This is a genomic window from Streptomyces griseiscabiei (genome assembly GCF_020010925.1).
Lineage (GTDB): Bacteria > Actinomycetota > Actinomycetes > Streptomycetales > Streptomycetaceae > Streptomyces > Streptomyces griseiscabiei.
Window position 1 is genome coordinate 357,051 of the sequence record NZ_JAGJBZ010000004.1, and the last position, 20,554, is coordinate 377,604.

Annotated in this window: 20 protein-coding genes; 19 read left to right on the forward strand and 1 reads right to left on the reverse strand. The window is 73.0% G+C overall.

Annotated features, from left to right (window positions below; genetic code table 11):
- Positions 1 to 132 precede the first annotated feature (132 nt).
- Complete coding sequence (locus J8M51_RS41030) at positions 133 to 1,047, reverse strand: hypothetical protein (protein WP_143673252.1); 915 nt, start codon at positions 1,045 to 1,047, stop codon at positions 133 to 135.
- 390 nt (positions 1,048 to 1,437) lie between these two features.
- Between J8M51_RS41030 and J8M51_RS41035 the strand changes: the two genes are divergently transcribed.
- From J8M51_RS41035 to J8M51_RS41125, 19 genes are all read left to right on the forward strand, one after another.
- Positions 1,438 to 2,922, forward strand: coding sequence for an FAD-dependent monooxygenase (locus J8M51_RS41035; RefSeq protein ID WP_086757700.1), 1,485 nt, complete (start codon positions 1,438 to 1,440; stop codon positions 2,920 to 2,922).
- Between the two features lie 181 nt (positions 2,923 to 3,103).
- Positions 3,104 to 3,763 carry a TetR/AcrR family transcriptional regulator gene (locus J8M51_RS41040; RefSeq protein WP_086757698.1) on the forward strand — a complete coding sequence of 220 codons (660 nt, stop codon included), beginning with the start codon at positions 3,104 to 3,106 and terminating at the stop codon, positions 3,761 to 3,763.
- Between the two features lie 28 nt (positions 3,764 to 3,791).
- Entirely contained in the window at positions 3,792 to 4,121 is a 330-nt protein-coding gene (locus J8M51_RS41045) for a TcmI family type II polyketide cyclase (protein WP_086757697.1), read from the forward strand.
- Positions 4,122 to 4,158: 37 nt separating this feature from the next.
- A complete protein-coding gene (locus J8M51_RS41050; RefSeq protein WP_086757695.1) occupies positions 4,159 to 5,427 on the forward strand; it encodes a beta-ketoacyl-[acyl-carrier-protein] synthase family protein in 1,269 nt (422 codons plus the stop codon).
- Complete coding sequence (locus J8M51_RS41055) at positions 5,424 to 6,641, forward strand: ketosynthase chain-length factor (protein WP_086757693.1); 1,218 nt, start codon at positions 5,424 to 5,426, stop codon at positions 6,639 to 6,641. Before J8M51_RS41050 ends, J8M51_RS41055 begins: the two co-directional genes overlap by 4 nt.
- A gap of 111 nt (positions 6,642 to 6,752) precedes the next feature.
- Positions 6,753 to 7,022 carry an acyl carrier protein gene (locus tag J8M51_RS41060; protein WP_086757691.1) on the forward strand — a complete coding sequence of 90 codons (270 nt, stop codon included), beginning with the start codon at positions 6,753 to 6,755 and terminating at the stop codon, positions 7,020 to 7,022.
- A 113-nt stretch (positions 7,023 to 7,135) separates the two neighbouring features.
- Positions 7,136 to 7,921 carry a 3-oxoacyl-ACP reductase FabG gene (gene fabG, locus J8M51_RS41065; protein ID WP_086757689.1) on the forward strand — a complete coding sequence of 262 codons (786 nt, stop codon included), beginning with the start codon at positions 7,136 to 7,138 and terminating at the stop codon, positions 7,919 to 7,921.
- Between the two features lie 49 nt (positions 7,922 to 7,970).
- Complete coding sequence (locus J8M51_RS41070; RefSeq protein WP_086757688.1) at positions 7,971 to 8,915, forward strand: aromatase/cyclase; 945 nt, start codon at positions 7,971 to 7,973, stop codon at positions 8,913 to 8,915.
- Between the two features lie 2 nt (positions 8,916 to 8,917).
- Entirely contained in the window at positions 8,918 to 11,236 is a 2,319-nt protein-coding gene (locus J8M51_RS41075) for an SDR family oxidoreductase (protein ID WP_086757686.1), read from the forward strand.
- Positions 11,237 to 11,401: 165 nt separating this feature from the next.
- On the forward strand, positions 11,402 to 12,892 hold the full coding sequence (locus J8M51_RS41080; protein WP_086757685.1) for an MFS transporter: 1,491 nt from the start codon (positions 11,402 to 11,404) through the stop codon (positions 12,890 to 12,892).
- On the forward strand, positions 12,889 to 13,266 hold the full coding sequence (locus tag J8M51_RS41085; protein ID WP_086757683.1) for an acyl carrier protein: 378 nt from the start codon (positions 12,889 to 12,891) through the stop codon (positions 13,264 to 13,266). The genes J8M51_RS41080 and J8M51_RS41085 overlap by 4 nt, the downstream gene beginning before the upstream one ends.
- Positions 13,263 to 14,147: a 4'-phosphopantetheinyl transferase family protein gene (locus tag J8M51_RS41090; protein ID WP_086757681.1), complete on the forward strand. Its 885-nt coding sequence runs from the start codon at positions 13,263 to 13,265 to the stop codon at positions 14,145 to 14,147. The genes J8M51_RS41085 and J8M51_RS41090 overlap by 4 nt, the downstream gene beginning before the upstream one ends.
- The gene (locus J8M51_RS41095) at positions 14,144 to 15,085 is read left to right on the forward strand and encodes an ACP S-malonyltransferase (protein WP_086757679.1); all 942 of its coding nucleotides are present in this window, start codon (positions 14,144 to 14,146) and stop codon (positions 15,083 to 15,085) included. The genes J8M51_RS41090 and J8M51_RS41095 overlap by 4 nt, the downstream gene beginning before the upstream one ends.
- 30 nt (positions 15,086 to 15,115) lie before the next feature.
- Positions 15,116 to 16,681, forward strand: a complete 1,566-nt coding sequence (locus J8M51_RS41100) for an acyl-CoA carboxylase subunit beta (protein WP_086757678.1) — start codon at positions 15,116 to 15,118, stop codon at positions 16,679 to 16,681.
- 47 nt (positions 16,682 to 16,728) lie between these two features.
- On the forward strand, positions 16,729 to 16,959 hold the full coding sequence (locus J8M51_RS41105; RefSeq protein WP_256965225.1) for an acyl-CoA carboxylase subunit epsilon: 231 nt from the start codon (positions 16,729 to 16,731) through the stop codon (positions 16,957 to 16,959).
- A 244-nt stretch (positions 16,960 to 17,203) separates the two neighbouring features.
- Complete coding sequence (locus J8M51_RS41110; RefSeq protein ID WP_086757676.1) at positions 17,204 to 17,710, forward strand: nuclear transport factor 2 family protein; 507 nt, start codon at positions 17,204 to 17,206, stop codon at positions 17,708 to 17,710.
- A gap of 73 nt (positions 17,711 to 17,783) precedes the next feature.
- Positions 17,784 to 18,695, forward strand: coding sequence for an SCO6745 family protein (locus tag J8M51_RS41115; RefSeq protein WP_086757675.1), 912 nt, complete (start codon positions 17,784 to 17,786; stop codon positions 18,693 to 18,695).
- Positions 18,692 to 18,844, forward strand: coding sequence for a hypothetical protein (locus tag J8M51_RS41120; RefSeq protein ID WP_179203194.1), 153 nt, complete (start codon positions 18,692 to 18,694; stop codon positions 18,842 to 18,844). The genes J8M51_RS41115 and J8M51_RS41120 overlap by 4 nt, the downstream gene beginning before the upstream one ends.
- A gap of 104 nt (positions 18,845 to 18,948) precedes the next feature.
- On the forward strand, positions 18,949 to 20,481 hold the full coding sequence (locus tag J8M51_RS41125; RefSeq protein ID WP_086757673.1) for an MFS transporter: 1,533 nt from the start codon (positions 18,949 to 18,951) through the stop codon (positions 20,479 to 20,481).
- Positions 20,482 to 20,554: the final 73 nt, after the last annotated feature.

Here is a 20,554-nt window from a genome sequence, read left to right on the forward strand (position 1 = left end):
TACCGGCCGCACCCCCAAAATGGTGGGGACTCGACTGCGGGGAAACGAAAGGGAAACATGGCTGTGCCCGGCCGGTGCCGTCCCGGTGTTGTCACCGGAAGCGGCACCGGCCGGGCGGTGCGCGGATGATTTTCAGGCGGTGCGGCGCAGTGTGCGGAATGTCTGGACGACATCCGCCTCGTGATAGTAGGTACGGCCCTGCTCGGTGCGGCGGCGCCACTGCTGCTGGCTCGCGTGTCGGTAGACCGTGCCCGGCGGGACGTTCCACAGACGCGCGACACCGGCCGCGCTGAGCCAGCGGGTCCGCGGTGCCCCGGCGGCTGCCGCACCCCCGGCCGCGGGTACCCCGGTCGTGGCGCCCCCGCCCGCCGTGCCCGGGTCCCTCCGCACGCCGAGCAGGCGGCTCAAGCGCAGCCACTGGTGGCCCATCCACCGGTGCCCGGTGCCGGCGTCGCAGGTGATCTCGGCGGGGACCCCGGGCCGGTCCGGACGGACCGCCGCCGTCAGCCGGCCCGGACAGCCGTCCTCCACGCAGCCGCCGATCGGGACGCGCCGGTTCGGCGCCAGGTCGACCACCCGTGCGGCGCCGCGTGCCAACCGGGCCACCTCCTGCGAGAACTCGCCCGCCGCCGGGTGCGCGGCCAGCCAGTCGGTGTGCCGCAGCAGGAACCCGGCGAGCTGCTCGACCGCGCGCTGCGGCGCGCCGATGCCGCGCTGCTCGGCCACCGTGGCCGACCAGGAGGCGAGCACCGAGACGATCGCCGAGCGGGCCTCCACCGCCGCGGTGTTGAGCGGCAGTCCCGGCAGTGAGCCGCCGGAGACGCGGTCCCTGTCGGGCCCCGCGCTGATGTCGAGGCGCCGCGCGCACTCCGCGTACAGCGCGGGCAGCCCTCGCAGTTCCCGCATCAGCCGTTCCCGGCACGGCAGGCACAGCGCCGTGCCCCGTGCCGCGCGTCGCACGGCCTGCCCGGCAGCCTCTCTGCGCCGGCAGCCCGCGCCCGTGCACGCCGTGGTCACCATGGCCCTACGGATCGTTCCCTCGCTCACCGTGATCCCCCTTTTCATGGTCTGCAGCCACCGAAACTAATTCGGTGCCGCGGCGGAGGGCAACCGGAATTGCATGCCCTGGGGAATCTCTGACATGCCCGTGAGGAACTCGGCGCATTCTGCAGGTGTTCTGGAGAAAAGTCCGTTCCGGGGTCGGCTTTGCGTTCCTCTGTACTTCATCTGCACTGCGCCTACGATTCGCGCGATCGCCTGACGGAACCTCACACAGACGTGACCAAGGGGGCCTTGTCTTTCTTTTCCCGGCCGAAGAAGCTCGTTACTAGCTTCCGCAGTTCTGTGTCGAGCTGCACGGGCCGCCCGGCATTCATGTGCCCGGCTGACGCATACGTCATCCCTTGAAGGAATCCTCTACACGCCAAGGAGAGGTACATGGACGCTGCCGTGATTGTCGTGGGCGCGGGCCCCGCCGGACTGATGCTGGCGGGCGAACTGCGGCTCGCGGGAGTCGATGTCGTCGTCCTGGAGCGTCTGACGGAGCGCACCGGAGAGTCCAGGGGCCTCGGCTTCACCGCACGCACCATGGAGGTCTTCGACCAGCGGGGCGTCCTGTCCCGGTTCGGCGAGGTCGAGACCAGCACCCAGGGGCACTTCGGCGGGCTCCCCATCGACTTCGGTCTGCTCGAAGGCGCCCACCAGGCCGCGAAGACCGTGCCCCAGTCGGTGACCGAGACCCACCTCGAACAGTGGGCGATCAGCCTGGGTGCCGACATCCGGCGCGGCCACGAGGTGCTGTCGCTGACCGACGACGGCTCGGGCGTCACCGTCGGGGTGCGCGGGCCCGACGGCGAGCACTCGTTGCGCGCCGCCTATCTGGTCGGCTGCGACGGCGGCCGCAGCAAGGTCCGCAAGGCCGCCGGCTTCGACTTCCCGGGCACGGCCGCCACGATGGAGATGTACCTCGCCGACATCAAGGGCATCGACCTCCCGCCCCGCATGATCGGTGAGACGCTGCCCGGCGGCATGGTCATGGTCGGCCCGCTGCCCGGCGGCGTCACCCGCATCATCGTCTGCGAGCGCGGCACGCCGCCGCAGCGCCGCGAGGCGCCCCCGTCCTGGCACGAGGTCGCCGACGCCTGGAAGAGGCTCACCGGCGACGACATCTCACACGCCGAGCCCGTCTGGGTCAGTGCCTTCGGCGACGCCACCCGGCAGGTCACCGAGTACCGCCGCGGCCGGGTGATCCTGGCCGGCGACTCGGCCCACATCCACCTGCCGGCCGGCGGGCAGGGCATGAACACCAGCATCCAGGACGCGGTCAACCTCGGCTGGAAGCTCGGCGCCGTGGTCAAGGGGACCGCCACCGAAGAGCTTCTCGACACCTACCACGGCGAGCGGCACGCGGTGGGCAGGCGGCTGCTGATGAACACCCGGGCCCAAGGCCTGCTGTTCCTGAGCGGCGCCGAGGTGCAGCCGCTGCGCGACGTGCTCGGCGAACTCATCCGGTACGACGAGGTCGCCAGGCACCTCGCCGCCATGGTGAGCGGCCTCGAGATCACCTACGACGTCGGGACCGGCAGCCATCCCCTGCTCGGCAGGCGGATGCCCCGGCTGGACCTCACCACCGCGACCCGCGCGACCACGAGCACCGAACTGCTGCACTCCGCCCGCGGCGTGTTGCTCGACCTCACGGACAACCCCCGCCTGAGGGCCCGTGCCGCGGCCTGGTCCGACCGGGTCGACATCGTCACCGCGGAGCCCGCCGAGCCCGCGGGGATCTCCGCGGACGGCGGACTGCGGGGCACCGCGGCCGTGCTGGTCCGCCCCGACGGCTACGTCGCCTGGGCCGCGCCCGGCAGTCACCACGATCTGCCGATGGCACTGGAGCGCTGGTTCGGCGCGCCGCTCACCGGCTGAGCGGCACCGCCGGACCACACCGCACGGAGAACGCAACCGGGCGGTCACCCGCACCCCGCCGACGGTCCACCACGCCGCGGTGGCGGTCACGCGCCGCCACGTCGGCGGTCACGCGCCGCCGCGCCCGCGGTCACGCGCCCCGCGCCGCGGTCCGGAACAGCACGCAACGGGAGGAACACACATGGGCACGCCGCAGGCAACGATCACACGGGTCAAGGCCGGGCCGGCCGAAGAACGCCGGAACGTCCTCTCCGCCGCCCGTCGCGTCTTCGCCCGTGAGGGCTGGACGCACACCACCCTCGCGGCCGTCGCCGACGAGGCCGGCCTCGAACCGGAGGCCGTCGGACACTACTTCAAGGACAAGGAGCAGTTGCTGCTCTCGGTCCTGCTCGACGGTTCCGCCTCCGTCGCCGCCGCGCTGACCGTCGCCGCCGAGGAGCACCTCGGCGAGGTCACCGACCTGGAGCAGGACCTCGCGGCCCTCGGCCGCGCCTGGCTGACGCCGCTCACCGCCTTCCCCGAGCATTTCGCGATCGTGCGGCACGTCGGCGCCGAGGCCACCCGGCTGCCCGCCGGGGTGCTCGAGATGTGGCAGACCGCCGGGCCGCGCCAGGCCCAGCGGGAGCTGGCCCGCCGACTGCAGGCCACCGCCCGCCGGGGGCTGCTCGACATCCCCGATGCCGGGCACGCCGCCGGACGGTTCGTGCAGCTCGTCTCGGGTCCGGTCGTCCAGCACTCGTTCCACGGCGCCCTGCCGCTGCCGGACTTCGAGACCGACGAGCTGATCGCCGCCGGGGTGGCCGACTTCATCCGCCTGTTCAGCCCCGGGTCCGCCCGCTGAACCGCTCAACACCAGGAAGAGAGAAGAGATGCACAGCACCCTGATCGTGGCGCGGATGGACGTGGAGTCCAGCGCGCAAGTCGCCGAGCTGTTCGCCGACTTCGACCGGTCCGAGATGCCGCACCGCATGGGCACCCGGCGCCGTCAGCTGTTCTCGTACAACGGCCTGTACTTCCACCTCCAGGACTTCGACGGCGAGAACGGCGGCGAACTGATCCAGGAGGCCAGGACCGACCCGCGGTTCGTGCGGATCAGCGACGACCTGAAGCCGTTCGTCGCGGCGTACGACCCCGCGACCTGGCGCTCTCCCGCCGACGCGATGGCCAGCCGCTTCTACGACTGGACGGCCGAACGGTGAAGCCGTCGCACACCGACACGAAGGGGGGCCACCGACAGTGGGCCGCCGGGTAGTGATCACCGGAGTGGGAGTGCTCGCGCCGGGCGGAATCGGCACCAAGAACTTCTGGAGTCTGCTGAGCGAAGGACGCACGGCGACCCGGGGGATCACCTTCTTCGACCCCTCCTCCTTCCGGTCCAGGGTCGCGGCCGAGGCCGACTTCGACCCCGAACTGCACGGGCTGACTCCGCAGGAGATCCGCCGCATGGACCGCGCCGCCCAGTTCGGCGTGGTCACCGCCCGCGAGGCGCTCGCCGACAGCGGGCTCGACCTCGCCGGCCTCGACCCGTACCGCACCGGTGTCACGATCGGCAGCGCCGTCGGCGCGACCACCGGGCTCGACGACGAGTACCGCGTGGTCAGTGACAACGGCGCCCTCGACCTGGTCGACCACACCTACGCGCCGCAGCACCTCTACAACTACTTCGTGCCGAGCTCCTTCTCGGCCGAGGTGGCGTGGGCGGTCGGCGCCGAGGGCCCGGCCACGGTGGTCTCCACCGGGTGCACCTCCGGCCTCGACTCGGTCGGCCACGCCGTCGAACTGATCCGCGAGGGCACGGCGGACGTGATGATCGCCGGGGCGACGGACGCCCCGATCTCGCCGATCACCATGGCCTGCTTCGACGCCATCAAGGCCACCACGCCCCGCAACGACGACCCCGAGCACGCCTCCCGGCCCTTCGACAGCACCCGCAACGGCTTCGTGCTCGGTGAGGGCAGCGCCGTCTTCGTCCTCGAGGAACTGGACGACGCCCGCAGGCGCGGCGCGCACATCTACGCCGAGATCGCCGGGTACGCCTCGCGCTGCAACGCCTTCCACATGACCGGACTGCGTCCCGACGGCCGGGAGATGTCGGAGGCGATCGACGTCGCCCTCGGCGAGGCGCGGACGAACCCCGACCGGATCGACTACGTCAACGCGCACGGCTCCGGCACCAAGCAGAACGACCGGCACGAGACCGCGGCGTTCAAGCTGAGTCTCGGGGACCACGCGTACCGCACCCCGGTCAGCTCCATCAAGTCCATGGTGGGCCACTCGCTCGGGGCCATCGGCTCCATCGAGATCGCCGCGTCCGTCCTCGCGATGGAGCACCACGTGGTGCCGCCGACCGCCAATCTGCACACCCCCGATCCCGAGTGCGATCTCGACTACGTGCCGCTCACCGCGCGCGAACAGCGCGTCGACACGGTCCTGACGGTCGGCAGCGGTTTCGGCGGATTCCAGAGCGCGATGGTCCTCGCCCGACACGGGAGAAACACCGTATGAGCTCCAGGACAGTCATCACCGGCATCGGCGTGGCGACGCCCAACGGGCTCGGCGTGGAAGAGTTCTGGGCCGCCACCCGGGTCGGCAAGAACGCCATCGGCCCTGTCACCCGCTTCGACCCGTCCCCTTACCCCTCCCGGCTCGCCGGGGAGATCCGTGGCTTCGAGGCGGGCGACCACCTGCCCAGCCGGCTGATCCCACAGACCGACCGGATGACGCAACTCGCCCTGGTGGCGGCGGACTGCGCGTTCGAGGACGCGGGGGTCGAGCCGGGCAACATCCCCGCGTACGACATGGGCGTCGTCACCGCGTCCACCTCGGGCGGCTTCGAGTTCGGCCAGAACGAGCTGAAGAAGCTGTGGAGCCAGGGCAGTCAGTACGTCAGCGCGTACCAGTCCTTCGCCTGGTTCTACGCCGTCAACAGCGGCCAGATATCCATCCGCAACGGCATGAAGGGTCCCAGCGGTGTCGTCGTCAGCGACCACGCCGGTGGCCTCGACGCCATCGCCCAGGCACGCCGGCAGATCCGCAAGGGCAGCAAGCTGATCTTCTCCGGCGGCTTCGACGCCTCGATCTGCCCCTGGGGCTGGGTCGCCCAGATCGCCGGGGGCCGCCTCTCCACCAGCGACCAGCCCGAGCGCGCCTACCTGCCCTTCGACCCGGCCGCGAACGGCTACGTGCCGGGCGAAGGCGGCGCGCTGCTGATCCTGGAGGACGAGCGGACCGCCCGCGAGCGGGGCGCCGGGAAGATCTACGGCGAGGTGGCGGGCTACGGCGCGACCTTCGATCCGAAGCCCGGCAGCGGCAGGGAACCCGGGCTGCGGCACGCCATCGAGGTGGCCCTCGCCGACGCCGGCGCGGCGGCCGGTGACGTCGACGTGGTCTTCGCCGACGCCGCCGGGAGCCCGGACCTGGACCGCCGGGAGGCCGACGCGATCACCGCGGTCTTCGGGCCGTCCCGAGTCCCGGTCACCGCGCCCAAGACGATGATCGGGCGCCTGTGCTCCGGTGCCGCCCCGGTCGACGTGGTCTCCGCCGTCCTGGCGATCCGCGAAGGCCTGATCCCGCCGACCACCAACGTCGAGCTGTCGCCCGAGTTCGACCTCGACCTGGTCACCGGTCAGCCGCGCAGCGCGCCGGTGCGCACCGCCCTGGTGCTCGCCCGCGGCGCCGGCGGCTTCAACTCCGCCCTCGTCGTCCGCGCCGCCGGCTGACCGCCCGGCGGCCACGACGACCCCGCCGCCCCGACGACCGCCGCGCGGGCGGCGGCACTTCACCGCCCCGTACCCGCGCGGGTACGCGAACCCAGAAAGGGACGACCCCGTATGTCCAGCAAGGAATTCACCATCGCCGACCTCAAGCGCATCCTCCTCGAGGGCGCCGGAGCGGAGGAGGGCGTCGACCTCGACGGCGACATCCTCGACACCGACTTCGAGGAGCTGGGCTACGAGTCCCTGGCTCTCCTGGAGACCGGTGGCCGTATCGAGCGCGAGTACGGCATATCCCTCGACGACGACATCTTCAGTGACCACCGCACACCGCGCAGCCTGGTGGACGCCATCAACGGCTACCTCAGGGAGCCCGTCGCGTCCTGACGGCCGCCCGGGTCATCCCCACGGGCCCGCACCGCATCACCCCGGCCGCCGCGACGGCTCGCGTCGCGGCGGCCGGCCGCGCCCCGCCCCCTTCGTCTACGGAGAACACAGACATGTCGCAGCAGGACAAGAGGGTCGCCCTGGTCACGGGCGGCACAAGCGGAATCGGGCTCGCCGTCGCCAGACTCCTGGCCGTACAGGACCACCGGGTGTTCATCGGAGCCCGCGACGCCGACAACGTCGCGAAGACCGTGAAGCAGCTCCAGAGCGAGGGCCTCGACGTCGACGGCACCACCCTCGACGTGCGTTCCACGGACGACGCCCGTGCCTTCGTGCAGGCCGCGGTGGACCGCTTCGGCACCGTCGACGTGCTGGTCAACAACGCCGGCCGCAGTGGCGGCGGCGTCACCGCCGAGCTCACCGACGAGCTGTGGGCCGATGTCATCGACACCAACCTCAACAGCGTCTTCCGGCTCACCCGTGAGGTGCTGACCACCGGCGGCATGCGCGCCAAGTCCCGCAGCCGCGTCATCAACATCGCCTCCACCGCCGGCAAGCAGGGTGTCGTCCTCGGCGCCCCCTACTCGGCGTCCAAGCACGGCGTCGTCGGCTTCACCAAGGCCCTCGGCAACGAGCTCGCCCCCACCGGTATCACCGTGAACGCGGTCTGCCCGGGGTACGTCGAGACGCCGATGGCACAGCGGGTGCGCCAGGGCTACGCGGCCGCCTACGACGCCACCGAGGCGGCGATCCTCGAGAAGTTCCAGGCGAAGATCCCGCTCGGCCGCTACTCCACCCCCGAGGAGGTCGCGGGCCTGGTCGGCTACCTCGTCTCCGACACCGCGGCCTCCATCACCTCGCAGGCCCTCAACGTCTGCGGCGGCCTCGGCAACTTCTGAGCCGTCCGGACCGACCCCCGAACCGACCCCCGAAACCGAGGAGCACAGCATGTCGCAGCCCGGACTGCGCGAAGTGCAACACGAGATCACGGTCGCGGCCCCGGCCGCCGCCGTCTACCGGCTGATCGCCGACGTACGGAACTGGCCGCGGATCTTCCCGCCGACCATCTACGTCGAGCACGAGGAGCAGGGCGAGGGCGCCGAGCGCATCCACATCTGGGCCACCGCGGGCGGCGAGGCCAAGAACTGGACCTCGCGCCGCACCCTGGACCCCGAGCGGCTGCGGATCACCTTCCGTCAGGAGGTCTCCGCGCACCCCGTCGCCGCCATGGGCGGTACCTGGATCATCGAGCCCCTCTCCGAGGACGGGTCGCGGGTCCGGCTCCTGCACGACTACCGGGCCGTCGACGACGACCCCGCGAGCCTGGCGTGGATCGACGAGGCCGTCGACCGCAACTCCCGCTCCGAGCTGGCCGCGCTGAAGGAGAACGTGGAGGCCGCGCACGCCGCCGAGGACCTCACGTTCTCCTTCGAGGACACCGTCCGCGTCAACGGCTCCGCCAAGGACGTCTTCGACTTCGTCAACGAGGCGCAGGCCTGGCCCGAGCGGCTGCCGCACGTCGCCACCGTCCGCTTCGGCGAGCCGTCACCCGGGCTCCAGGAACTGGAGATGGACACCCGCGCGAAGGACGGCTCGGTGCACACCACCAAGTCGTACCGGGTGACGTTCCCGCACGAGAAGATCGCCTACAAGCAGGTGACCCTGCCGGCGCTCATGACCCTGCACACCGGCTACTGGACCTTCGCCGAGGACGAGACGGGCGTCTTCGCCTCCTCGCAGCACACCGTCACCATCAACACCGCGAACATCGCCAGGATTCTCGGCGCCGACGCGACCGTCGAGGACGCCAAGGAGTACGTGCGCGGCGCGCTGTCCACCAACAGCCGGGCCACCCTCGGCCACGCCAGGGACTACGCGGAAGCACGGGCCTGACCATGGTCGGGGACCACACCCGGACCCAGGTGGTCGTGGTCGGCGCGGGCCCCGTCGGACTGTTCCTCGCCGGTGAGCTCCGGCTCGCCGGCGCGGACGTGGTGGTCCTCGAACAGCTCACCGCGCCGACCACCGAGTCGCGGGCCTCCACGCTGCACGCCCGCACGATGGAGATCCTCGACAGCCGCGGCCTGCTCGCGCCGCTCGGCACCGTGCCGAACGAGCCGATGGGCCACTTCGGGGGAATCCCCCTCGACCTCACCCTTCCCAGCCCCTGGCCGGGCCAGTGGAAGGTCGGGCAGACCCGCTTGGAGGAACTGCTCGGGCAGTGGGCGCGGGACCTCGGCGCGGACGTCCGGCGCGGTCACACCGTGACCGCCCTGACCGAGACCGGTGACCACGTCGAGGTGGGGGCACGCACCGCGGCGGGGACGACGGAGATCTTCCGCGCCCGGTACGTCGTCGGCTGCGACGGCGAGAACAGCACCGTGCGCCGCTTGGGCGGCTTCGGCTTCCCCGGCACCGACGCGGAACGCGAACTGCTGCGCTGCGACGTGGCGGGCATCGACATACCGGGCCGCCGCTTCGAGCGGCTGGACGCCGGACTCGCCATCGCCGCCCGGCGTCCCGACGGAGTGACCCGGGTGATGGTGCACGAGTTCGGCGCGACGCCCCGCGGTGTCCCGCCGCGGTTCGAGGATGTCGTCGACACCTGGGAACGCGTCACCGGGGAGGACATCTCCGGCGGCACCCCGCTGTGGGTGAACGCCTTCGGCGACGCCTCCCGGCAGGTGGAGCGCTACCGCGAGGGCCGGGTCCTCCTCGCCGGTGACGCGGCCCACCGGCAGATGCCGATCGGCGGGCAGGCCCTCAATCTCGGCCTGCAGGACGCCGTCAACCTCGGCTGGAAACTCGCCGCCGAGGTGACCGGCCGGGCCCCGGACGGTCTCCTCGACAGCTACCACCGCGAACGGCACGCCGTCGGCCGGAAGGTCCTCGGCAACATCAGGACGCAGGCGCTGCTGCTGCTGGGCTCCGCCGAGGTCGAGCCGGTCCGGGAGGTGCTCGCCGAACTGACCGCGGGCAGCGCGAACGTCCGCGCCCATCTGGCCGGAGCGGTCTCGGGTCTCGACGTCCGCCACGACGTCGGACCGGGCGGACACCCCCTGCTCGGACGCCGGCTGCCGCACTGGCGGCTCACCACCGACGAGGGGGCCGTCACCAGCACGGAGACACTCCGAGCCGGGCGGGGCGTCCTGCTTCTGCTGCCCGGCGGCGAGGCCCGGCACGCGGCCCTGCGCGCCGCCGCCGCGCCCTGGGCGGACCGGGTGCGCACCGTGACCGCCCGTTCCCGCACCGGGGACGAGGCCGCGGACACGGGGGCGCTTCTGGTGCGGCCGGACGGCCACGTCGTCTGGGCCGACACGCCCGGCACGGATCTGGAACAGGCGCTGCGCCACTGGTTCACCGCGTCCGCCGCCCCACCGGCGGCGGCACCGGCGGCGCGGGCGCACAACGACTCGCCGGCCACAGCGACGGCGAAGAAGCGGAGGACACACATGAACAGGCTCACGGGCAGGACCGCTCTGGTCACCGGATCCAGCCGGGGCATGGGCCGGGCGACCGCGATACGCCTCGCCCGGGAGGGCGCGCTCGTCGCGGTCCACTACACCTCGCGCAAGGACGCGGCCGACGATGTCGTCGCCGAGATCGAGAAGGACGGCGGCCGGGCGTTCGGCGTCCGCGCAGAGCTCGGCGTCCCGGGCGACGTGCACGAGCTCTTCCTCGGCCTGGAGAGCGGCCTGCGCGACCGCACCGGCGGCACCGACCTGAACATCCTGGTCAACAACGCCGGTGTGATGGGGGGCGTGAAGCCCGAGGACACCACCCCGGAGAAGTTCGACGAACTCGTCGCGGTCAACGCCAAGGCGCCGTTCTTCCTCATCCAGCGGGCCCTGAAGAACATGCCCGACGGCGGACGCATCATCAACATCACCTCCGGCCTCACCCGGTTCGCCAACCCGGACGAGATCGCGTACGCCATGACGAAGGGCGCGGTCGACCAGCTGGCCCTGCACTTCGCGAAGCACCTCGGCCCCCGGAACATCACCGTCAACTCCGTGGCGCCCGGCATCACCCGCAACGACAACCCCGTCTTCGGCATCCCCGAGGCGGTGGAGCAGATGGCGCAGCTGTCCGCCTTCCAGCGGGTCGGCGAACCGGAGGACGTCGCCGACGTGGTGGCCTTCCTCGCCACCGACGAGGCCCGCTGGATCACCGGCTCCTTCGTCGACGCCACCGGCGGCACGCTGCTCGGCTGATCCCGCCGGGCCGGCCGGCGCCCGGCAGGTCCCGACCGCGCGGCCGTCCCGCCGGGCCGGTGCCCGACCGGCCGGTCCGCCGACCCCGAGACCGCAGGCGCGGCCGGCCGCGAGTCCCCCGGCTCGCGGCCGGCCCGTCACCCGACTCCGAGGGGAACCCGCACCATGAAACGCCCGACGGCGCCGCGGACCGCGGCTTTCGCCGCACCGGCCGGAGCCGGCCCGCACCGGGGCCCGGCCCTGTGGGGCCTGCTGTTCGTCCTCGCCGCCAACATGCTCATCGACGCCCTGGAGGTGTCCGTCGCCCTGGTGGCGCTGCCCGCCATCGGGGACGACCTGGGACTGGCGCCGCACCAGCTGCAGTGGGTGGTCTCCGGGTTCGCCGCCGGATTCGGGGCGCTGCTGCTGTTCGGCGGCCGGCTCGTGGCCGTCCTGGGCCGGCGCCCGGTCTACCTCGGGGCGCTGCTCGTCTTCGCCGCCGCCTCGCTGGTCGGCGCGCTGGCCGACCAGGCCCCCCTGCTCGTCGCCACCCGGTTCCTGAAGGGTTTCTGCGTGGCCCTGACCGCCCCCACCGGCCTCGCCATCATCATGTCCGCCTTCCCCGAGGGGCCCGCGCGCGGCCGCGCCCTGTCGGTCTACTCCCTCTTCGGTGCCAGCGGGTTCTCGGCGGGACTGGTCCTCTCCGGAGCGCTCACCGAGGTGAGCTGGCGATGGACGTTCGCCTTCCCCGCCCCGGTCGCCCTGTTGCTCTTCGCCTTCGCCCGGCGGCTGATCCCCCGGGACGCGCCGCCCCCGGGGACACCCCGCCGGTACGACGCCGCGGGCGCCCTCAGCCTCACGGCGGCGACGCTGCTCGCGGTGGCCGGGATCGCGGCGGGCCCCGCCGTCGGCTGGGCCCATCCGCTCACGCTCGGCACCCTGCTGCTCGCGGCCCTGTCCGCCCTGGTCCTCGTCCGTGTCGAACGCACCACGCGGCAGCCCCTGCTGCCCGCGGAGCTGTTCCGGCAGCGCGCGCTGGTGCGCTCCGCGCTCGGCGCGGGCGCGCTCAACGGCTCCTATCTCGGGCTGCTCCTGGTGAGCACGCTCCACCTGCAGCAGCAGGCCGGCTACGGCCCCTGGCAGACGGGCCTCGCCTTCCTGCCGGCCGCCGCACCGCTCGCCCTCACCGCTCTGCACTCGGGGCGTCTCGTCACCCGATTCGGGCCCGCCCGTCTGATCGCGGCGGGTGCCGCCGCCGCACCGCTCGGCTATCTGCTGTACCCGCGCGAGGGCGCCGCCGTCCGGTACGTCACCGACGTGCTGCCCACGATGCTGCTGGTCGGCGCCGCGTTCGTCCTGGCCTTCACCGCCTTCCACACGCAGGCCACCGGCTCGGTTCCGGAGCCGCTGCGGGCGGCCGCCGGCAGCTTCTACCAGACGGCGGTGCAACTGGCGGCCGCTCTGACGACCGTGCTCTGCGCCGCGCTGTACCCGCTGGGCCGCGGGCCCGCGCTCGTGCCGGTCACGGCCGTCGCCCTGGCCGGGCTCGCCGTCGCCCTGCACGGTCTCGTGCCACGCCGTACCCGGCCCGGCGGCCGCCCCCGCGCCTCCGGCCCGCCCGGCACCGCCCTCCCGTACGGAAACCGACACTCACACGGACCCGGGGACACACCATGACAGCGACCTCATACGCCGGGCCCGCCCGTCCGGCCGGAGCCGAGGTGCGCGTGCCCGACCTCGCGGCCCTGGCCGCGGCGGCACCCGACGAGCGCGCCAGGATGCTCGACCTCTACGTACGCCAGGAGCTCGGCCTGCTCCTGGGCATCGCCCCGCACCTCGTCGACACCACGGGCCGGCCCATGAACAGCCTGGGCATCGGCTCGATCGCCGGACTCGAACTCCAGTTCAGGATCGAGGACGCCCTGCGTGTCGAACTGAACCTGCAGATGCTGCTCCTCGCCCACAGCGCCGCCGAACTGATCGGCTGTCTGGCCGGCCAGCTCGGCGGCGCCCGCACGCTGCGGCACGAAGGGGCGGCGGTAGCGGCATGACGGGAGCCCACCGCGCGGTGAGCGCGCCGCCGCGGCGCGCGCCGGCCGTGGGCCGTGCGGTCACCGCGACCCCCTCGCCCTGTGCCGACGCGGGCGGCGGGGAGTTCACCGTCGCGGAGGGCCGGGTCGACCTGTGGCTGATCCGCCGCCCCGAGGGCCCGGACGCGGCCCTGCTCGACACCTCGGAGCTGGACTCCGCGGAGCGCCACCGGGCGGCCTCGTTCATCCGGCCGGCCGACGGTCTGCTGTACGCCGCCGCCCATGTCGCCCTGCGCCGCCTTCTGGGGCGCTACACCGGCACCCCGCCGCGGGACGTGCGGTTCGTCCGCGAGCCGTGCCCCGGGTGCGGCCGGGCCCACGGCAGACCGGCCCTCGCCCCGCGTTCGCTGCACTTCTCCCTGTCGCACAGCGCCGGGCTCGCCATGGTCGGGGTGGCTTCCGTCCCGGTCGGCGTGGACGTGGAGAGGCTGCCGCGCGCGGAGACGGTCGAGGTCTGCGGCCGGGCACTGCACCCCGGCGAGCGCGCCGAACTCGCCGATGCCGAGGGCGCGGAGCGCATACTCCGCTTCGGCCGGATCTGGACGCGCAAGGAAGCCTTCCTCAAGGGACTGGGCACGGGCCTGAGCCGCCCCTCCGTCCTGGACTACCTCGGCGCCGACGCCGCGCGCCACCCGCGGGGCTGGACGGTGCTCGACGTCCCCTGCGCCCCGACCCACTCGGCCGCGGCCGCGGTCAGCGGCCCCGCACCCGGCACGGTCACCGTACGAGCACTGCCCGGGACGTGGCTGGGCGCCCGCGGCCACCCCGCCGGTGGCACGGCACCGCACGGACCTCCGGCCGCTCCGGGGGCGCCGACGACCGACCAGAAGGACGTGACATGACCAGCACCGCATTCGTCTTCCCCGGGCAGGGCGCCCAGCGGGTCGGCATGACGGACCACCTGCTCGCCGGGCGGCCCGACCTGTTCGACACCTACTTCCGCGCGGCCGACGGCCTGCTCGGCATCCCGCTGTCCCGGCTCGTCCGGCACGGGCCCGCGCGCGACCTGGACGACCCGGCCGTCGCCCAGCCCGCCGTTCTGCTGACCAGCCTGGTCACCCTGGACGTGCTGCGCGGCCACGGCATCGGACCCGACGCCGTCGCGGGCCACAGCCTGGGCGAGTACGCGGCCCTCGTCGCGGCCGGCGTCCTGGAGTGGACCGACGCACTGGCACTGGTACGGCTGCGCGGTGAACTCGTCGCCACCGTGAACGACCGGGTGCCCGGCGCCACCGCCGCGGTCCTGGGCCTGGACGGGGCACAGGTGGCCCGGCTGTGCTCCGTGGCCGCGGGCACCGTCGAGGTCGGCGGCGACAACGCACCGGGCCAGACGGTGATCTCCGGCGAGGCGGCGGCCGTGGCGTGGGCGACGGCGGCGGCACTGGACGCCGGTGCGAGCCAGGTCGTACCGCTGAAGGCGGGCGGCTCCTTCCACTCCCGGCTGCTGCGCGGCATCGAGGCCGAGTTCACCGAGGCGCTCATCGCCACCCCGTTCCACGCCCCGCGCGTCCCCCTGGTCTCCAGCACCACGGGCGCCCGGATCACCAGCGCCACCGAAGCCGTCGTCGCCCTGCGCAGCCAGCTCACCAGCCCGGTGCGCTGGCCCGAGGCGGTCCGCGCGCTGGGCGCGGTCGGCACCGGCCGGTTCGTCGAGGCCGGACCCGGTCGGGTCCTCGGCGGACTGATCCGCCGGATCGCCCCCGGCGCCCGCGTCCACGCGACGCACACCGCGCGCCACCTGGCCCTGACCGTCGACGCGTTCGCGGCGGCGGCCGTCTGACCACCGACCCACCGAGAGGACGGACAGCACATGCCCGACAGCGACGGGACGATCCTCGGCCGCATCGCCGAGCTGACCGAGATCAAGGAGTCGGCACGGCTGGGCCCCGACCCGGCGGCCACCGAACGCCAGCACGCCAAGGGGAAACTGACCGCGCACGAACGGATCGCCCTGCTCCTCGACAAGGGTTCCTTCAACGAGGTGGAGCCGCTGCGCCGACACCGCGCGAGCGGCTTCGGACTGGAGGACAAGAGGCCCTACAGCGACGGCGTGGTCACCGGGTGGGGGAGCGTCCACGGCCGCACGGTCTTCGTGTACGCGCACGACTTCCGTGTCTTCGGCGGGGCACTCGGCGAGGCACACGCCCAGAAGATCCACAAGATCCAGGATCTGGCCGAGGCGGCGGGCGCCCCGCTGGTCTCCCTGAACGACGGCGCGGGCGCCCGCATCCAGGAGGGGGTCACCGCGCTCGCCGGCTACGGCGGGATCTTCCGGCGCAACACCCGCTGCTCGGGCGTCATCCCGCAGATCTCGGTGATGCTCGGCCCGTGCGCGGGCGGTGCGGCCTACTCGCCCGCCCTCACGGACTTCGTGTTCATGGTCCGCGAGACCTCGCAGATGTTCATCACCGGCCCGGACGTCGTCAAGGCGGTCACCGGCGAGGAGATCACCCAGAACGGCCTCGGCGGCGCCGACGTGCACTCCGCGACGTCGGGCGTGTCCCACTTCGCGTACGACGACGAGGAGGCGTGCATCGAGGACGTGCGCTACCTGCTCTCGCTGCTGCCCGCCAACAACCGCGAACTGGCCCCCGTGGAGCGCTCCGGCGACCCGGCGTACCGGCTCAACGACCCGCTCCTCGACCTCGTGCCGGCCGGTGCCGGTCAGGCGTACGACATCCGCAAGGTGATCGAGGAGATCGTCGACGACGGGGAGTTCTTCGAGGTCCACCCGGCCTGGGCCACCAACATCGTGTGCGCCCTGACCCGTCTCGACGGCCATGTCGTCGGCGTCGTCGCCAACCAGCCCGCGGCCATGGCGGGGGTGCTCGACATCGAGGCGTCGGAGAAGGGCGCGCGCTTCGTCCAGTTCTGCGACGCCTTCAACATCCCGCTGGTCACTCTGGTGGACGTGCCGGGCTTCCTGCCGGGCGTCGACCAGGAGCACAACGGCATCATCCGGCGTGGCGCCAAGCTCCTGTACGCGTACTGCAACGCGACCGTGCCGCGGATCTCGCTCGTGCTGCGCAAGGCCTACGGCGGCGCGTACATCGTGATGGACTCCCGCTCCATCGGCGCCGACCTCGCCCTGGCGTGGCCCACCAACGAGATCGCGGTGATGGGCGCGGAAGGCGCCGCGAACGTCGTGTTCCGGCGCGAGATCAACGCCGCCGAGGACCCGGACGCCGTACGCCGGCAGCGCATCGCCGAGTACAAGGACGAGCTGATGCACCCGTACTACGCGGCCGAGCGCGGCCTGATCGACGACGTCATCGACCCGCGTGAGACCCGCTCGGTGCTGATCCGCTCACTGGACATGCTCCGCGCCAAACACGCCGACCTGCCCACCCGCAAGCACGGAAACCCGCCGCAGTGACCCGGCCCGCCGGCCCTGACGAGGCCCCAGGACAGGAGGAGTGGAACGTGCCCGACCACCGGAGCGTGCCCCGGACCGACGCCGTGCTGCGTGTCGTCAGGGGCAGCCCCAGCCCCGAGGAACTGGCCGCGGTGACCGCCCTGTTGGTGGCCCGGTTGGCCGCGCCGGACGACGACACCGGCACCGGCACGGCCGGAACCGAACCGGCCGTCGCGGGCTGGCGCAGGCCGGAACGCCGTCCTCCCTTCGTCGGTCCGCGCACCTGGCGCCGGCCCTGAGCACCGTCCCGGGCGGCCGGCGCCGGCCGCCCGGGACGAACGGCGCATTCCGCGCCACGGCGACGCCTTCCGGCCCCTTGTGTCAGAGCCGAGTGCGTCTCATGTCAATTCGAGTACAAGCCCGTTGATCCGCGGTCTCACGCCGAAGAAGCTCATAGGCAGTGTCCGGCGCCGTGTCTTCCGGACGGTCCGGCGGAGTACGAGGCACACGCGGATCTCTCGGGCGGAGAGCAGGGAAAGAACCATGACGCCGACACCGGCCGACCTCACCGAACCCCTGGCGCGGCAGCTGTCCCGGCTGGCCGAGCGGGCGGCGATCTCGGACCTCATCGACCGTTACACCGTGATCCTCGACGACCAGGACCGCGACGGCTTCGACGCCACCTGGCCGCGCGCGTTCTTCACCGAGGACTGCCGGCTCGACTTCCCCATCGGCGGACACCACGGCCTCGACGGCCTGGCGGAGTTCCACCACCGGGCCAAGCGGAACTTCACGGCCACCCACCACCTCAGCTCCAACCACCTGATCCGGCTCGACGGCGACCGTGCCGACGTCCGCTTCCAGATGATCGCCGTCCACCTCCACCCACGGGCGGTCCGCGAGCGGGCCCAGGTGGACCCCGGGGAGCTGTTCAGGATCGGTGGCCACTACGAGGGCGAGACCGTGCGCACCCCGGACGGATGGCGGTTCTCGCGCTGGACCTTCCACGTGGTGTGGACCGACGGGGTGTCGCCGGCCGAACTCGCCTGACATCCCCGCGGCCGTCCCGCACGGCGGTCGCGGCCGTGCCCCGAGCCGTACCACCTCGAAGGAGCCCACTGCGATGCACACCCCCGACCCGCCGTCCGCGCAGGACGTCAGGCGCTGCCAGGAGGCGCTCAACAGCCTGCACTCCACCATCTACTTCGCCCCGGATCTCGCCGGGGCGCTCGCCGGGTACGGCATCACCGACGACATGGGCGGCTACCTCGTGGGCCGGGCCGCGGCCCTCGGGCCGGCCGGCCCCGGTGTGGTCACCGCGCTGTTCTACAGCTTCGAGCACGGCATGGTCGCGGGGCACCTCCCCGGCGCCTGGGAGCGCATCACCCCCGCGCAGGTCTGGGAGGAGCGGCTGCGCGCCGCCGACGCCACCCTGCACCGGGCGCTGGGCGCCGGCACCCTGACGGGACCGCGGGTGCGCGAGGCGGCACGCCTCGCCCTGGCCGCCGCGACCGGGGGCCGCCGCGAGGGACGTCCGATGTTCGCCGCCCTCGCCGACCTGCCCGTCCCGCACAAGCCGCACCTGGTGCTCTGGTACGCGGCCACCCTGCTGCGCGAGCACCGCGGTGACAGCCACATCGGCGCACTCGCCGCGGCCGGACTCGACGGCCTCGAAGCCCTCGTCTCCCACTGCGCGAGCGCCGCCGGCATGCCCCGCGAGATGGTGATGACCAAGCGCGGCTGGACCGAGGAGGACTGGAGCGCGGCCGAGGACCGGCTCCGCGGGCGCGGACTGATGACGGCGGACGGCGCCCTCACCGCCCGCGGCGAGGAACTGCGCGCCGCCCTGGAGGACGAGACCGACCGCCGCGACCGGGCCCCGTACGAGCACCTGGGCACGCGGGGTGTGGTCCGGCTGACCGAGCTCTGCGAGGGCTTCGTCCGCTCGGCGGCCGCGGCGGGGATCTTCCCCCCGCCGCTGGTGGACTTCTTCGTACCCGGCGGCGGACGGACCCCGGCGGAGACACTCGCGTGATCCGCGGACCCCACCTGGCCGTCTGGTCGGCGCTCACCGCCGCCGTGCTGCTCTTCTGCACGGCGCAGACCCCGGCGGTGGGCGCCGCGCGGACCGCGGAGGCGGTCCTCTTCCGCCTCGACGACCGCGTCACCGGCCCGGATCCCTGAACCCCGGGCGCCGGTCCCGGTTCCGTCCTGCCCGTCCGCCCGTCCCCTTCGGCGGTCGGACGCACCTGTGCACCACCCGACAACCCGACAGTGAGGACACGTTCATGACCATGACGGCCCCGCCCCGCGCCGGCCGACGCGAGTGGGTCGGCCTTGTGGTACTGGCACTGCCCACCGTGCTGCTCTCCATGGATCTCACCGTGCTCCACCTGGCGATCCCGAGCATCAGCAGCGAACTGCGGCCCAGTGGCCCCGAACTGCTGTGGATCACCGACATCTACGGGTTCACGCTCGCCGGCTTCCTCATCACCATGGGGACCCTCGGCGACCGTGTGGGCCGCCGGCGGCTGCTGCTGACCGGCGCCGTCGCCTTCACCGCGGCGTCCGTGCTCGCGGCCCTGTCCACCGGCCCCGAAATGCTGATCGCGACCCGCGCGCTGCTGGGCGTCGCCGCCTCCACGCTCATGCCGTCGACGCTGTCGCTCATCCGCAACATGTTCCTCGACCCCCGCCAGCGCTCGGCCGCGGTCGGCGTCTGGATGACCAGCTTCATGGTCGGCGCGATGCTCGGCCCGCCCGTCGGCGGCCTGCTGCTCGAATGGTTCTGGTGGGGCTCGGTGTTCCTGCTCGCCCTGCCGGTGATGGCGCTGCTGCTGGTGATCGGACCGCTCGTGCTGCCCGAGTACCGCAACGAGGACGCCGGCCGGCTCGACCTGCCGAGCGCCCTGCTGTCGCTGCTCGCCGTCCTGAGCGTCGTCTACGCCGTCAAGACCGTCGCGTCGCACGGCTTCACCGCCGCGGCCCTCGCCTCCGCCGTCGCCGGGACCGTGCTGGCCGTGATCTTCGTACGCCGGCAGAAGCGCCTGACGGAACCGCTCCTCGACCTCGCCCTGTTCCGCAACCGCACCTTCTCCACCGCGCTGACGGCCATGACCGTCTGCTCCCTGGTCATGATGGGCAGCAACCTCTTCGTCGCCCAGTACCTCCAACTGGTGCTCGGTCTGCCGCCGCTGAGGGCCGGACTGTGGATGATCCCGAGCACCCTCGCGTCGATCACCGCCGTCATGGTGGTGCAGCGCCTCGTGCGGCGGTACCGGCCCGCCCTGCTGATGAGCGTCTCCTTCGTCATCGCCGCGCTCGGCTTCGCCGTCATCACCCGCTCCGAGGGCCCGCACTCCCTCACCATGGTGCTCACCGGCACCTGCGTCTTCGCGTTCGGGCTCGCCGCGCCCGGTGTGCTGAGCGCGGACATCCTGCTCGGCTCGGGCCCGCCGGAGCGGGCCGGCGAGGTGTCCGCGATCCAGGAGACCAGCACGGAACTCGGTGGCGCCTTCGGTCTGGCCGTCCTCGGCAGCGTCTTCAACGCCGCCTACCGCGCCGAGGTCGCCGACGCCGTCCCCGGCGGCACCCCGGAGGCGGCCGCCTCGGCGGCGCGCGACACTCTGGGCGGCGCGGTGGACGCGGCCTCCCGGGCACCGGGCCAGCCGTGGACGGACGACCTCCTGGACGTCACCCGGAACGGCTTCGTCGACGCCTTCCACACCACGGCCCTGGTGTCCATCGCCGTGGTGCTGCTCACCGCCGCCCTCGTCGCCTCCGTGCTGCGCCGGGCCGACGCCCCCGAGGCGGCGCACTGAGCCAGCGCGTCCGTTCCCGCCGCGGGGTGGGCACGACGACCGGGCCGACGCCCTGATGTCCCGATGTCCCGAT

Excerpts from the sequence above, each read along its gene's own strand:
- J8M51_RS41035 (WP_086757700.1), top strand. The coding sequence starts at position 1,438 with ATGGACGCTGCCGTGATTGTCGTGGGCGCGGGCCCCGCCGGACTGATG.
- J8M51_RS41040 (WP_086757698.1), top strand. The coding sequence starts at position 3,104 with ATGGGCACGCCGCAGGCAACGATCACACGGGTCAAGGCCGGGCCGGCC.
- J8M51_RS41045 (WP_086757697.1), top strand. The coding sequence starts at position 3,792 with ATGCACAGCACCCTGATCGTGGCGCGGATGGACGTGGAGTCCAGCGCG.
- J8M51_RS41055 (WP_086757693.1), top strand. The coding sequence starts at position 5,424 with ATGAGCTCCAGGACAGTCATCACCGGCATCGGCGTGGCGACGCCCAAC.
- J8M51_RS41060 (WP_086757691.1), top strand. The coding sequence starts at position 6,753 with ATGTCCAGCAAGGAATTCACCATCGCCGACCTCAAGCGCATCCTCCTC.
- fabG (WP_086757689.1), top strand. The coding sequence starts at position 7,136 with ATGTCGCAGCAGGACAAGAGGGTCGCCCTGGTCACGGGCGGCACAAGC.
- J8M51_RS41070 (WP_086757688.1), top strand. The coding sequence starts at position 7,971 with ATGTCGCAGCCCGGACTGCGCGAAGTGCAACACGAGATCACGGTCGCG.
- J8M51_RS41075 (WP_086757686.1), top strand. The coding sequence starts at position 8,918 with ATGGTCGGGGACCACACCCGGACCCAGGTGGTCGTGGTCGGCGCGGGC.
- J8M51_RS41080 (WP_086757685.1), top strand. The coding sequence starts at position 11,402 with ATGAAACGCCCGACGGCGCCGCGGACCGCGGCTTTCGCCGCACCGGCC.
- J8M51_RS41085 (WP_086757683.1), top strand. The coding sequence starts at position 12,889 with ATGACAGCGACCTCATACGCCGGGCCCGCCCGTCCGGCCGGAGCCGAG.
- J8M51_RS41090 (WP_086757681.1), top strand. The coding sequence starts at position 13,263 with ATGACGGGAGCCCACCGCGCGGTGAGCGCGCCGCCGCGGCGCGCGCCG.
- J8M51_RS41095 (WP_086757679.1), top strand. The coding sequence starts at position 14,144 with ATGACCAGCACCGCATTCGTCTTCCCCGGGCAGGGCGCCCAGCGGGTC.
- J8M51_RS41100 (WP_086757678.1), top strand. The coding sequence starts at position 15,116 with ATGCCCGACAGCGACGGGACGATCCTCGGCCGCATCGCCGAGCTGACC.
- J8M51_RS41110 (WP_086757676.1), top strand. The coding sequence starts at position 17,204 with ATGACGCCGACACCGGCCGACCTCACCGAACCCCTGGCGCGGCAGCTG.
- J8M51_RS41115 (WP_086757675.1), top strand. The coding sequence starts at position 17,784 with ATGCACACCCCCGACCCGCCGTCCGCGCAGGACGTCAGGCGCTGCCAG.
- J8M51_RS41125 (WP_086757673.1), top strand. The coding sequence starts at position 18,949 with ATGACCATGACGGCCCCGCCCCGCGCCGGCCGACGCGAGTGGGTCGGC.